Below are 15321 nucleotides of genomic sequence, written 5' to 3'. Positions count from 1 at the left end.
CCTTTTTACGAAAGCCTTTTTACAACCACATCTGTTCGCCTGTGCACGGCTACCGTCCGCTTTCGTACGGTTTGTGAGTTTTAGTTTTTTTATAAGTAACTGACAGTTAATTTATTATGTAATTGGTACGGGTTTTAGTATTTAAATAGTGCAAACATTAAATAGTTGTACTTATGTTGAGGAATTATATAAAAATAGCCTGGCGAAACCTGCTTAAGCACAAGGTTTTTTCCATCATCAACGTAAGCGGTTTGGCTATTGGTGTGGCGGCCTTCTGGCTTATCAGTTTATATGTTGCTGATGAGTGGAGTTATGACCGTTATCATGCAAAGGCAGATCGTGTTTTTAGGGTTGCGCAGCATGGCGAGTGGAATGGCGGCAAATTTAACCTGGCAGTTACATCGCCACCTTATGGCCCTACTTTAAAAAATGACTATCCTGAAGTTGAAGATTTTGCCCGTATCGACGCAGAAGGCGGTGGCAAAGTAGTTTACGGTGACAAGCAGGTAAATGAAGGCGGCATCCTTTTTACCGATAATGGCTTTTTTAATATATTCAGCCACCACTTTTTATCAGGCGATGCCGGTTCGGCCTTGTCAAAGCTGCAAACTGTGGTTTTAACCAAAACACTGGCTGTTAAACTTTTTGGCGATGCAGGTAACGCGCTTAATAAAATAATCACCATTAATGATCAGCAAAACGCAGTTACAGGAGTTATTGACGATGTTCCTGCAAACTCGCATTTTACATTTTCGGCTTTGCGCTCATTTCCATCGGGTTATACTGATAGGTGGGGCAACTCGGGCATATATACTTACCTGCTGCTAAAAAATCATGATGATTTTAAAAAGATAGAGGCCGGTTCGGTTGCGTTTCACAAAAAGTATCTTACCGCCGACCTTGGCCCTATGAAGTACCGGTTGGAGCTTCAGCCGCTTACCGATATCCATTTAAAATCAAACCTTGGTTACGAGATTGGCAACAACGGTAACATTACCTACGTGTACGTGTTTGGCGTTGTGGCTTTGCTTATATTGGTAATAGCGGTTATCAATTATGTAAACCTGGCAACAGCCCGTTCATCGGTGAGGATGAAAGAGATAGGAGTGCGCAAGGTTATTGGTTCCAGTAAAAAGCAATTGATGCTGATGTTTTTTGCCGAATCTGTTTTGTTAACGGTTATTGCTACAGTTGTAGCTGTGGTATTAATTGAAGTAGCGCTGCCTTATTTTAACCAGCTATCGGGCAAAACATTAATACTAACCCAATTCGGGCAGGCCGAAACAATTGCAGCTTTAGCCATATTCTCGTTTGTTACCGGCATGTTTAGCGGTTTATATCCGGCGTTGTTCCTGTCGGGTTTCGGCACTATATCTGCTATCAAAGGGCAGGTGGGCAGCCAATCGGCTACCATATTGTTCCGTAAATCGCTGGTGATATTTCAGTTTATTGTTACCATCGTAATGATAGCCGGATCGTGTATAATTTATCAACAGCTAAATTTTGTAATGAACAAGGATTTGGGCTTTAACAAGGCCCAGGTGCTCACCTTTCACATCGGCGATAAATCGGCACGTACAAAAATAGCTGCCCTTAAAAGTCAATTGCTGCAAAACCCGGCCGTAGAAAGCGTTGGCATAGCCGGTAACCCCATTGGTAATAACAACATTGGCGGCGGCGATTTTAACCTTGGCCCCGATGGTAAAATAAACCCCGAATCGAAAATTGTAGAAAACCTGGTTGTTGACGAGGATTTTATCCCTACACTGCAAATAAAAATGGCAAAAGGGCGCAATTTTTCGCCATCGATGGCTACCGATCAAAAAGAAGCCATCATTGTAAACCAAACCCTGGTAAATGAAATGGGCTGGAAGGATGCCGTAGGCAAAAGGGTGCGTACCGGTGTTGATGAGAAGGGTAATGTAATTACCCAAACCATTGTGGGCGTTGTTAAAGATTTTAACACCTACTCGTTACAGCACAAAGTAGAGCCTATGGTACTACAGATGCCGGCCAAAGCAAACGACGAGGATAATTTATACGTGCGGATAGCCAAAACTAATATCCCGGCTACGCTTGATTACATCAGTAAAGTATATGGCCGTTTTGATATCGCGAGCAAAGCAGAATTCCACTTTCTTGATCAGAACTTTGCCAAACAATACCAAACAGAGCAAAAGCAAGGCAACATCCTGTTCATATTTACCATACTGGCCATCAGCATTGCCTGCCTTGGCCTGTTTGGCCTGGTGACTTTTACTGCCGAGCAAAGGGTAAAGGAGATAGGCATCCGCAAGGTATTAGGGGCAAGTGTAACCTCTATCGTTGGCCTGTTGTCAAAGGATTTAATCAAGCTGGTTTTAATATCAACTATCGTGGCATCGCCATTGGCATGGTACAGCATGAGCAAATGGCTGCAAAGCTTTGCCTACCGTATCAACATCCACTGGTGGGTATTTGCCATGGCAGGCACAGCAGCTATCGCGATAGCCCTTGTTACAGTAAGCATACAATCAATAAAAGCCGCGACGGCTAACCCGGCGAAGAGCCTTAAAAGTGAATGATTGGTCATTGGTCAATAGTCATTGGTCATTGGTGCTTGTCTGGTGGCAAGTAAATCAATTTAAAGTACCAATAACAGTGTAATGCAACGAAATGACCAATGACAGCACAGCGAAATGACTAATGACTAATCAAAATGATAAAAAATTATTTTAAAACAGCCTGGCGTAATATTGTAAACAACAAGTTTTACGCGGCCATTAATGTGGCGGGGTTAACCTTTGGATTGGTGATTGGCCTGTTTATGCTGCTTTGGGTGCAGGATGAGTTGAGTTTTGATACGTTCAACAAAAAAGGGCCCGAAATATACCGCGTTGGCATTGTGGGTGGTACTGATGAAAGCAAACAGATATTTACCTCGATTATTGCTCCGCTTGCTACTTACGCCAAGGCCGAGATGCCGGAGGTTACCGATGCCGTGCGGATCAGGAATATCGGCGTTGCGCCGTTTAAATATAAGGACAAGAATTTCAGGGAAGATAATTTTGCTTTTACCGATCCTTCATACTTTTCGGTATTCGACTTTAAGCTGGTTGCCGGCGATAAGAAAAACCCATTCCCGGATAATAGTTCGGTAGTGATAACCCAGGCTATAGCCAAAAAATACTTTGGTAACGAAGACCCCATAGGCAAAGTGGTTGTTTTAGGCTTAAACGAAAACCTGAAGGTAACCGGTGTAGTTGCCGATTATCCTGCAAACTCCACCCTAAAATATAACATCCTGCTGCCCATGAGCCGGTTTAACAAACTGGCCTACCAGGATAGAAAATTAAGCTACGATAATAAAACATTTATCCCTTCGATAGATGGTGATTGGGCTAATTTTGCATATGATACCTACCTGTTGCTTAAGCCCAACACCGATATTGGCAAGGTTACCCAAAAGCTTCGTGCGATACACGAACGCGAACACCCGGTAGATGCGCCCGTGCCTTACCTGGCGCAGCCACTGTTCGAGATGCATTTGTACAAAGCCGACGGCAGCAACGGCGGCATTGAAACCGTGCGCACATTTGCCGTTGTGGCCATCCTGATCCTGGTGATAGCCTGCATTAACTACGTAAACCTTTCAACAGCGCGATCAATGTTGAGGGCCAAGGAAGTAAGTATGCGCAAAATAATAGGTGCCGGTAAACTGCAGCTATTTATGCAGTTTATGATTGAAACTACTTTGCTGTTTGCCATATCAACCCTGTTTGCCCTTGTTTTGATGTATGTGCTGATGCCTATGTATAATAACTTCTCGGGCAAGCAATTACAACTGTCTGTAACCAACTACCAGGTTTGGATGTATGTAGTGATTACACTCACAGGCACTTTAGCGGCATCAAGCATTTACCCCGCTTTGTTACTTTCATCTTTTGAGCCATTAAAAGCACTTAGGGGTAAAGTAACGGCGGGTATAGGAAATACCGTTTTCCGGAAGGTACTGGTTGTGGTTCAGTTCAGCGTTTCTATTGTGTTGATCATCGGCACCCTGGTAATTGGCAGGCAGCTCAATTTTATCCAGAAAAAGGATCTTGGCTACGATAAAGAGAACGTGTTTGTGTTTAATATGCGCGATATGAAAACGCATTACGATGCCATTAAACAGGAGTTGCTGAAGCAGCCCGGCATTATATCGGTAACCCGATCGGGTAATGACATTATTGAAAACGATAACTGGACGGGCGATAACGACTGGGACGGTAAATCAGCCAAAGCAAACCTGTTTTTTCATCCGATTGCTGCCGACAAGGATTTTATATCCTTCTTTAAAATAAAAATGAAGGAGGGCGCGGCCTTTACCGGGGCTGTTTCTGATACTACCCGTTTTGTGCTAAATGAGGCCGCTGTATCTGCCATGGGCCTTAAAGATCCGATAGGTAAAAATATCCGCATCCAAAAAATGAAGGGTACCATAAGCGGGGTAGTAAAGGATTTTCACTTCGCATCTATGCGTAAAAAAATCGAACCGGCCGTATTGTATTACCGTACCGACGACTGTTACAAAATATACATCAAAACTACCGGTGCCGATGCGCAAAAAGCCATTGCAGCCGTGCTTGCCTCCTGGAAGCAATACAATAACGATTCGCCATTTTCCTATACTTTTTTAGATGACTCGTTTAACCAGCTCTACAAAACAGAGCAACGTACAGGCTCGCTATTTAATGTGTTTTCGGCCATTGCCATTTTTATATCATGCCTTGGCTTATTTGGCCTGGCAACTTATTCGGCACAGGTAAAAACAAGGGAGATCGGTATCCGCAAGGTATTAGGGTCAAGCGTTGCAGGCATTATCAGGTTGCTGGCCACCGAGTTTGTTGTGCTCATTATAATATCCATTTGTATAGCCGTGCCCATAGCTTATTATGCCATGGATAAGTGGCTGCAGGATTACGCTTACCGAATTACCATAACCGCCTGGATTTTCCTGATGGCCGGCTTTGGCGCAACAGCAATAGCCCTGCTAACCATCAGCATACAATCGGTAAAAGCCGCTTTGGCCAACCCGGTTAAGAGCCTTCGTAGTGAGTAGTGAGTGGGCAGTTGTGAGTTTGCAGTAAGCAGCGGGGAGCTCACTACAAAGTTATGAAGCGATAAGTACCAATGAACTAATGAACCAATAGAATGATAAAAAACTACATTAAAACGGCGTTTCGTACGCTGAAGAAAAACTTAGGGTTTACGGCTATTAATGTTTTGGGGCTGGCCCTTGGGCTGGCTACCTGTTTGCTTATTGTTTTTTATGTGGTAGATGAGCTGAGTTATGACAGGTTTAATATCAATGCCGATAGGATTTATCGCGTCAACAACGATATCAAGTTTGGCGGCAATGATCAGTCGTACGCCAGTTCGCCGGCACCTTTGGCTGCTGCTTTGGTAGCCGATATACCGGAGGTAGAGAAAACTGTGCGACTGATAAACCGGGGCGGCAACAATGTTAAAAAGGGCAACCAGAATATTAAGGAAGACCATATGTTATATGCCGATGCCACGCTTTTTGACGTGTTTACCTTCCCGATGATTGCCGGCGACCCGCAAAAAGCTTTGGTTGAGCCACATAGTGTGGTTATTAATGAAACCGTTGCCAGGCGCTATTTTAATGATCCGCTACAGGCTGTAGGCAAAACCTTAACCTTTAATGATAGCACACTTTATAAAGTAACGGGTGTTATAAAAGATATCCCAAAGCAATCGCACTTTAATTTTGGCTTCTTTTTATCCATGAGCACCCTTGCCGAAAGTAAGGAGACTGCCTGGTTCAGCAATAATTTTAATACCTATGTTTTATTGCGGGAAGGAGCCGATCCGCAGAAATTTAAAGCAAAGCTGCCGCTGCTAATGCGTAAATACGCCGGGCCGCAGCTGCAAAGCATCCTGCATATCACTTTCGATCAGTTTGAAAAAGCAGGTAATAAATACCAGCTTAATTTAATTTCGTTAAAAGACATCCACCTAAAGTCGAACGCTGTATCAGAACTTGCGCCAAATGGTAACATGCAGTATGTATACATATTTACGGCTGTGGCTATTTTTATATTGCTGATAGCCTGTGTAAACTTTATGAACCTATCTACCGCCCGCTCATCAAACCGGGCACGAGAGGTTGGGGTGCGTAAAGTGCTGGGCTCGCCGCGTAAATACCTTATTTTCCAGTTTTTGGCCGAGTCGGTAATGGTTACATTTATAGCGGCGGTGCTGGCCATTATTGCCGCTTATTTGTTTTTGCCGGTATTTAATAACATGGCCGATAAATCGTTCAGCTTTAACATCAGCTCATTAAGCTGGCTGTTGCCGGGCATGCTGGCGGCAGTATTAATTATTGGCTGTTTGGCTGGTTTTTACCCGGCTTTCTTCCTTTCGGCATTTCAGCCTATCGAGGTATTAAAGGGTAAACTGGCTAATGGTTTTAAAGGCGGCTGGCTCAGAAGCTTTTTGGTAGTATTCCAGTTTTCGATATCTATTTTTCTGATTATTGGTACGCTGGTTATTTATAACCAGCTGCAATTTATCCAGCATAAAGACCTGGGCTATAAACGCGACCAGGTATTGGTTGTACACAACACCTGGGATTTAGGCAACCAGGCCGCCACGTTTAAAAATGAGGTAAAACAGCTGCCCGGCGTAATGGATGCAACCATGACAGGCTTTTTGCCGACCATGGACTACCGCAACAGCAGCAGCGTATTTCCGGACCGTAACCTTGACCAAAAGAAAGCAGTGCTTGCACAAACCTGGACCGTTGACGAAGACTATATGGGCACACTCGGTTTGAAACTGGTAAAGGGCCGCAACTTTAATAAACAAATGGGCACCGATACCGCATCGATGATCATTAACGAAACAGCGGCCAAATTGATGGATGTGGCTGATCCTATAAACAAAATGATGTACGTTCCGCAGGATAATATGGCCAAAATTTGGAAGGGGTACCGGATAATCGGGGTGATAAAAGATTTTAACTTCAATTCGTTGAAGACCAACATTAGCCCTGTTGTGTTGATGTATGGCGAAGACAAAGGGGCTTTAAGTTTAAAAGTTAATACCGCCAACATTACCACGCTGATGGGCCTCATTAAAAACAAATGGAAATCGGTAGCGCCCAACCGGGAGTTTAGCTACTCGTTTATGGACGAGGACTTTGATGCCACCTATCGCGCCGAGCAGCGCATGGGCACCATAGCCATTGTGTTTACCACGCTGGCCATTATTATTGCCTGCCTTGGCCTGTTTGGCCTTGCCGCCTATGCCGCCGAACAACGCAGAAAAGAAATAGGCATCCGCAAAGTATTGGGCGCCGAGGTAAGTACCATTGTGGCCATGTTAAGTAAAGATTTTATTAAACTGGTACTGATAGCCATTTTGGTGGCAACACCCTTAGCCTGGCTGGCTATGCACCAGTGGCTGCAAAGCTTTGCCTATCGCCAAAATATTCAGTGGTGGGTAATAGCAGTATCGGCTTTCCTGGCTGTTTTTATCGCTTTTGCAACCATCAGTTTTCAATCCATCAAAGCGGCGTTGAGTAACCCGGTAAAGAGCCTTCGTAGTGAGTAGTGAGTAGTGAGTAGTGAGTAGTGAGTGGGCAGTTGTGGGTTTGCAGTAAGCAGCGGGGAGCTCGCTACAAAGTTATGAAACGATAAGTACCAATGAACTAATGAACCAGTGAACAAATGAACTAAAAGATGATAAGAAATTATTTAAAAATAGCCTGGCGGAACCTTTATAAGCAAAAGGCTTTTTCGCTGATCCACATCCTGGGGTTAACCATGGGCATTACGGTGTGCCTCATGATTTTCCTGTATATTATGAATGAGTTTAGTGTTGATAAATTTCATAAGCAGGGCAAAAATATTTACCGGGTAATGCGCGGGTTCGATCCTGCAAAACCAAAGGTGCCATACCTGTCGGGCCCGTATGCGCCGGCCTTGCTGAACGATTATCCGCAGGATATTAAGATGGCAGTGCGGGTATCGCCACAAAACAACCTGGTATCTTTTGGCGAAAAAGCTTTTAACGAAAAGAAGGTTTATGCCGTAGATGCCGGCTTTTTTAAACTGTTTACCTTCCCGCTGCTGAGGGGGGATGCCGCCACAGCGCTTGATAATCCTAACAGCGTGGTGCTTACCGAAACTACCGCAAAAAAATACTTTGGCACTGTTGATAACGCGATAGGCAAAGTGGTACAGTTTGACAAGCAGTTAAACTTGAAAGTTACCGGCGTTGCTAAAGATGCGCCATCAAACTCGCACCTTGATTTTGATTTGGTGATGTCCATTGCCAATTACACCAAAAACCCGGGCTTTGATGTGTGGATAAATAATGGCCTGTTTGTGTATGTGCTTTTAAATGAGCACAGCAGTCAAACCGCGCTCGAACGCCGTTTTACCCAGTTTATGGATAAGTACATGGGCAAGGATATGCAAAAATTCGGCGCTAAGTTTGATTTATCGCTTACCCCGCTCAACGATATTTATTTTGAACAGTATTCGGCCTTTGATAATGTGAAGCATGGCGATAAAACGGTGGTTTTTATATTTATATCGATAGCGGCGCTTATTATGCTTATCGCCTGTATCAACTTCACCAACCTGGCCACCATCAGGGCGGTTGAGCGTTCAAAAGAGGTAGGGATGCGCAAAGTAATGGGTGCGTTGCGCAATCATTTAATATGGCAGTTTATCGGCGAGTCAATGATGCTGGCGCTTATTTCGTGTGCATTATCTGTCGGCTTGCTGCTGGTATTGATGCCATCCTATAACCAATTGTTAGGTTATGATTTAACTGTATCCTGGAGTAGCCTGCCTATCTGGTTGTTCCTTTTGGGGGTTATTTTGGTAGTAGGCTTTTTGGCGGGAAGTTATCCGGCCATATTTATGTCGGCGTTTTCGCCTATCCAGGCTTTAAAGGGCAAATTGAAGCTGGGCAAAGGCGGCAGTATTTTCAGGCAGGGATTGGTGGTGTTGCAATTCAGTATTTCGGTAATGCTTATCATTGGTACTATTGTTATTGTAAACCAGATGCGGTATATCAAAAGCAAATCATTAGGGTATGATAAGGAACAAACGCTGGTGATAAAAATTGATAACAACGATATTTATGATCACCGTAAAACTTTTAAAGACGAGTTACAAAACTCCGGAGCAGTTTCATCGGTGTCGCTGATGTCAGGCGAGCCCGGTGGCTTTTACGATGTGCATGGTTTTGACGCCGAAGGACAACAAGCCAATTTTATGGCGCGAACAGAATTTGCCGATTTTGAATACGTAAAAACCTTAGGGCTGAAAATAATTGCCGGCCGCGATTTTTCGCCCGCGTTTGCCACCGATACTACCAATTCGGTCCTTATCAACCGTACGGCAGCCAAAGACCTGGGTTTTTTGCCGCAACAGGCTATCGGCAAATGGATAAAAAACAAAGTGCGTGATGATAAGCGGCGTACTATTATTGGTGTAGTAGACGATTTTAACTTCCTTTCACTTAAAGAAAATATGGATGCCCTGGTAATCTCGCCGGGCGACGACAGGAGGGTGGTCGTTATCAAATTAAAGGCAGGCAATATCCCTGCATCTGTGGCGGCGGTTAAAGATATTTATAGCAAGGTAGCGCCGGTTTACCCATTTGAGTATACGTTTTTAGACCAAAAGTTTGATACCACGTACAAAACCGATATCAGGCAGCAAACCATGCTCACTATTTTCTCGGGCCTGGCCATTTTTATCGCCTGCCTTGGTTTATTTGGCCTGGCATCGTTTACAGCCACTAAGCGCACCAAAGAAATTGGCGTGCGCAAGGTGTTAGGATCATCGGTGCAAAGCATTTTGATATTGATTTCGAAAGATCTGTTAAAACCGGTATTACTGGCAACAGTAATAGCAATGCCAATTGGTTATTATTGCATGAATAAATGGCTGCAAACCTTTGCTTACAAAACCCCGCTGCACTGGTGGATTTTTGTGCTGGCGGCATTTTTAACTTTTGTTATAGCGTTGGTTACCATTAGTTTTCAATCGCTTAAAGCAGCGTTGATGAACCCGGTGAAAAGCTTAAGATCTGAATAGATTGTTCATTAGTTTATGGTTCACTGGTTCATTAGTTCACTGGTTCATTGGTGAAAAGTTCGGAAACTTGGAATTTAGAGTTTAGGATTTTTCCTTTTAGAGTTTAGAAATTAGGATTTAGGATTTTTCCTTTTTAGAATTTAGGATTTTTCCTTTTTGAGTTTAGAAATTATCATTTAAATACATATGAATACCAAATTAGCGTGGCGTAATTTAAAAAAGAACAAGTTGTATGCGTTCATCAACATACTGGGTTTAACTGTGGGGATTGCCAGTTGTTTGCTTATAGGCATCTACATTAAGCACGAAACAAGTTACGATAAGTTTCACGTTAATGGCGATAGGATAGTGCGGGCTACTATGGAATATAACAACGCTGATGGACCACAAAGCATAGCCGTTAGCGGCACTAAAGCTGGCCCGCAATTTAAGCGGGTGTTGCCTGGGGTGAAGGACTATGTACGCACCTTTAAATCAAACAGGGTAATTGGTTATAATAACCAGGTATTCGACGAAAAGAGCATTTTATATGCTGATCCGAATTTCTTCAAAGTATTTTCATTTAATTTAGTTAAAGGTGATATCTCATCGGCTTTAAGTGCCCCGGATAAAATTGTGATCACTCAAAAATCGGCCACGAAATACTTTGGTAACCAGGATGCCGTGGGAAAGGTGCTTAAAGTTGGCTCTAAAAACTTCACCGTTTCGGCAATAGCAGAAAATGCGCCCAGTAATTCGCAAATACAGTTTGATTTTGTGCTGCCCTTTAGTCTTTATATGGATATGAACGGGCCGGAGCAATGGTGGACAGCCAATAACATGACTTATTTGCTGCTTAACGATAAAGCTTCACCTGCTGCATTGCAAAAACAGGTATCGGCTTACATGGTAAATACGGTGAGCAAAAAAGAACTAAAAATGGATGGCAACCATTATCTTACTTACAATTTGCAGCCTTTAACAGACATACATTTAAAATCAAACCTGGCTGATGAATTTGAGCCGGTTGGCAGCATAACGTACATCTACGTTCTTTTAATTGTAGCCTTATTAATATTGATAATAGGTTGTGTAAATTATGTTAACCTTGCTATCGCCCAATCCGCAGGCCGGGGTGCCGAAATTGGTGTACGCAAAGTTATGGGTGCCGGCAATGGCGAATTATTTTGGCAATTCATTGTTGAATCCGTATTTACAGCGGCTATAGCTGCACTATTAGCCATTGCGCTGGCGGCGTTGGTTTTGCCTCTGTTCAACCAAATATCGGGCAAACAACTGGAGGCTGCTACCTTAATTAACCCGGTCATCGTTTTGGGTCTTATTGCATTAAGTGTATTAGTTGGTTTTGCGGCGGGAGTTTATCCTGCATTGTTATTATCAAATGCTAAGCTGGTAAAAATATTAAAATCGGGTTTCTCATTTACATCCGGTCAAAACGTACGTAAATCGTTAATAGTCTTCCAGTTTGCAATCTCGATATTTTTGATCATATCTACCATCGTGATACTGCAGCAATTATCATACATCCGCAATAAGGATATTGGTTACAGCAAAAGCAACATGGTAGTACTGCCTATAGATGCGAAAATGTTACCACAGTTGGATGCAATAAAAAAAGCGATGAGCGGCATTCCCGGCGTGCAATCAGTAGCTGCCGCTAATGACGAACCTATAAATGTTGGCTGGGGCGATGGTATAAACACCAATGACGGTAAAAATATTTCTGTAAATGCTATCCCTGTCGACGAGGATTTTATAAAAACGATGCAGCTCAAACTAATTTCGGGAAGTGATTATACACATGCGGATTTGCTATTGCTGGATACTACAAATCATGGTAAAAATTATCATTACACCTTTATGTTGAATGAGTCGGCGGTAAAAGCATTGGGCTGGACTCCAGAGCAGGCTATTGGCAAAACCATATCAAAAGGAGTAACCGGAACAATAAAAGGCGTGATAAAAGACTTTAATTTTAAATCATTCCATGACCAGATCACGCCCCTGATCTTATTCCTGGACAACGAACAGCTACACCGGATGTTTGTGAAGATAGATGGGAATAGCACCGCCGCAACTTTGGCAGAAATTGGTAAGGTATGGAAAGATAGGGTCAGCCACCGCCCCTTTGATTACCGTTTTCTGGATGATGATTATGATGCGTTATACCGTACCGAACAGCGTACGGCAGGTGTATTCACTACCTTTTCTGCACTGGCTATAATGTTGGCCTGCTTAGGGTTGTTTGCCATTACAGCCTTTGCCGTAGTACAACGCACCAAAGAGATTGGTATCCGCAAGGTGTTAGGCGCAAGCATTGCCAATATTATTATGCTGATAGCCAAAGATTTTTTAGCGCTGGTGATTATTGCCACCGTTATTGCATCGCCCATTGCCTGGTATATATCCAGCAAATGGCTGCAGGATTTCGCTTATCGTATTGATATACAGTGGTGGGTGTTTGTAGTAACAGGTATTGCAGCCTTATTGGTAGCCGCCGTTACGGTAAGCATACAATCAACCAAAGCCGCGTTGGCCAACCCGGTAAAAAGCCTGAAGAGTGAGTAGGCAGTTTGCAGTGGGCAGCTTGCAGCCGGCAGTTAACAGTTTGCAGCCGGCAGTTAACAGTTTGCAGTGGACACATGACAGAGTTACAGTAATAAGTCGTTTGCCAGCGATAAGTACCAACGAACTAATGAACCAGTGAACCAATGAACTAACCCATGAACAATATAAAAATTGCTTTCAGAGCTTTGAGCAGGAATAAGGGTTTTACCTTTATTAACATTACGGGTTTGGCCGTAGGGCTTGCGGTTTGTATCATGATCATGCTGTATGTAACGCATGAAATGAGTTACGATGGCTTTCACAAAAACGGTAAGCGGATTTATAACCTCCGGGCATCTATTAAGGTGGGGGGAAATGTCATGAATATGGCCTACATGAGTTACACTGCCGGCCCTATTGTAAAACAAAACAATCCCATGGTGGAGGATTACATGCGAACATTGGCTTATTTCAGGCCAATGGTGGTGAGCAATCCAAAATCACCCGAAAATAAGTTCGCGGAAAGTAAACTTATCTTTGCAGATGCGGGTTTCTTTAATTTTTATTCCTTCAAATTATTGGCAGGCGAGGCCTCTGATGCACTTAAAGCGCCATTCTCGGTAGTAATATCCAGGGATATCGCCAAAAAATATTTTGGCAACGCAAACCCGGTAGGCCAAACGCTTGTTATAAAAACAGATAGCGCATATACCTACCACATTACGGGCGTAGCCGAAAACGCTCCGTCAAATTCATCTATCGACTTTAATTTTGTGGCCTCGAACTCAAGTTTGCTTGCTATGAAAGAAGCATCGATGTACACAGGTTCGCAAGGTATAAGCTTTGGTTCATTCGGATTGACCCTGCTTTTAAAACACGCCTCGGATACTGCCGCGTTGAAGCGCAACCTGCAGGCAATGGCCAAAAAGGATAAAAGTTTTGGCGAGATGATTTATTCCTTATCGCCAATAACGGATACCCACCTGCACATGAACTTTGGCGATTCATCAAACACCAGGTATTTAAAGATTTTTCCGCTGGTGGCCGTGCTCATATTGCTGCTGGCCCTGGTAAATTACATGAGTCTTTCAACCGCGAGGGCAACGCTGAGGGCCAAGGAGGTAGGGGTCCGCAAGGTATCCGGTGCAAGCCGTTTCAGCATTGCCATGCAGTTTTATGTAGAGTCTGCTTTGTTTACGGGCATCTCATTCGTGCTGGGTTACTGCCTGTGTTACCTGTGTAAGCCGTGGTTTTTAAACGTGTTACAGTTAAAAATAGACAACTCGTTTTTGTATAGCCCGATGGTTTTAGGTTTGCTGTCGGCTTTGCTGGTGCTTACGGTGTTAATAGCCGGTAGCTATCCTTCGTTGGTTTTATCGGCGTTTAAGCCGGTGATTACACTCAAAGGCAAAATGAGCAGGCAGGCTGGTGGTACCGCGGTACGTAAAGTATTTACTACATTGCAATTTGCCATATCGGTAGGGTTGATTATTTGCGGTATTATTATCGATAGGCAGCTCTACTATTTCAGGCATGCGGATACAGGTATCAACCGCGATAATATTGTGATGCTGCCTGTAGGTACCAACCTCGTAAAAAATTACCAGGCCTTTAAAAAAGACATCAGTGATTTGGCAGGTATCGATAAGATAGCTACATCGCATTATGCCATGTATAAAGGCTATGATATGTTTTTTGCCGCCGGCAAAACTAAAGAAGAGAAAAGTATAGCTATAGCCAACTTAGTTGCCGATAATAACTTTATCCCTGTTCTTGGTTTAAAATGGAAATATCCTCCTGCACAAAATACCGAAATTACCGGTCGTGACAAAGTAGTGATTAACGAACTGGCTATAGGAAAACTGAATTTGCCTGCAAACCCTGTAGGCAGTTTTATTAGTGATGGCAATAACAAACTCCAGGTTATGGGGGTGCTTAAAAATTTCAACTTTAGCTCAATGGCAGATGAGTTAAGACCCTTTGCTTTGTTTACGCTGCCGGATACCGCATCCTTTTGGAAAAGAACTGGCTGCAGCCTTTTCGCCCAAATAAAACCCCATACCAATTTGCCAACGTTACTTAGCAAAATGCAGGGCATCTATAAAAAATACGACCAGGATACGCCTTTTGATTACACTTTCATGGATGATGCCTTTAACCAGCAATACAAGGCCGAAGACAGGTTAGCCGCCATCTTTAGCTTATTCACTTACATCACGGTGATATTGGCTACGATGGGCTTGTTTGGGCTTGCAGCGTTCACTATTGAGCAGCGCACCAAAGAGATTGGCATCCGCAAAATATTAGGAGCCAGCCTGTCAAAAATAAGCACATTGCTTTCTTTGGATTTTTTAAAACTGGTGCTTTTATCGGTTATTATCGCTTCGCCGGTGGCCTGGTGGGCGATGCATAACTGGCTGCAGAATTTTGCTAACCGTATCATTATACCCTGGTGGGTATTTACTGCCGCAGGCGGCATTGCTGTAGTAGCAGCCATTATTACTGTAAGCTATCATGCAATTAAGGCGGCGCTGGCAAATCCGGTGGATAGTTTGAGGAGTGAGTAGGAGCCTCACCCTGCCCTCTCCAAAGGAGAGGGTTCTTGACTTGCACACTGAAAATTATAAACTTTTCTTTTTAAGTCCTCTCCTTTGGAGAGGATTTAGGT

Annotated in this window: 6 protein-coding genes; all 6 read left to right on the top strand. The window is 43.5% G+C overall.

Annotation, left to right across the window (positions count from 1 at the left end; translation table 11 throughout):
- Positions 1-173 precede the first annotated feature (173 nt).
- Positions 174-2564 (top strand): ABC transporter permease, encoded by a 2391-nt coding sequence (locus tag AC1DXF_RS19495; protein WP_477450373.1) that lies wholly within the window; start codon positions 174-176, stop codon positions 2562-2564.
- Positions 2565-2698: 134 nt separating this feature from the next.
- Positions 2699-5083 carry an ABC transporter permease gene (locus AC1DXF_RS19490; protein WP_477450372.1) on the top strand — a complete coding sequence of 795 codons (2385 nt, stop codon included), beginning with the start codon at positions 2699-2701 and terminating at the stop codon, positions 5081-5083.
- Between the two features lie 92 nt (positions 5084-5175).
- Positions 5176-7602, top strand: a complete 2427-nt coding sequence (locus AC1DXF_RS19485; RefSeq protein ID WP_477450371.1) for an ABC transporter permease — start codon at positions 5176-5178, stop codon at positions 7600-7602.
- Between the two features lie 128 nt (positions 7603-7730).
- Positions 7731-10106, top strand: coding sequence for an ABC transporter permease (locus AC1DXF_RS19480; protein ID WP_477450370.1), 2376 nt, complete (start codon positions 7731-7733; stop codon positions 10104-10106).
- Positions 10107-10292: 186 nt separating this feature from the next.
- Positions 10293-12674, top strand: coding sequence for an ABC transporter permease (locus AC1DXF_RS19475; RefSeq protein ID WP_477450369.1), 2382 nt, complete (start codon positions 10293-10295; stop codon positions 12672-12674).
- A 155-nt stretch (positions 12675-12829) separates the two neighbouring features.
- Complete coding sequence (locus tag AC1DXF_RS19470; protein ID WP_477450368.1) at positions 12830-15220, top strand: ABC transporter permease; 2391 nt, start codon at positions 12830-12832, stop codon at positions 15218-15220.
- Positions 15221-15321 lie beyond the last annotated feature (101 nt).

The sequence above is a fragment of the Mucilaginibacter sp. P2_A5 genome, from assembly GCF_056404995.1.
Note: the sequence above shows the minus strand (reverse complement) of the source record. Positions and strands in the feature narration are given on the sequence as shown.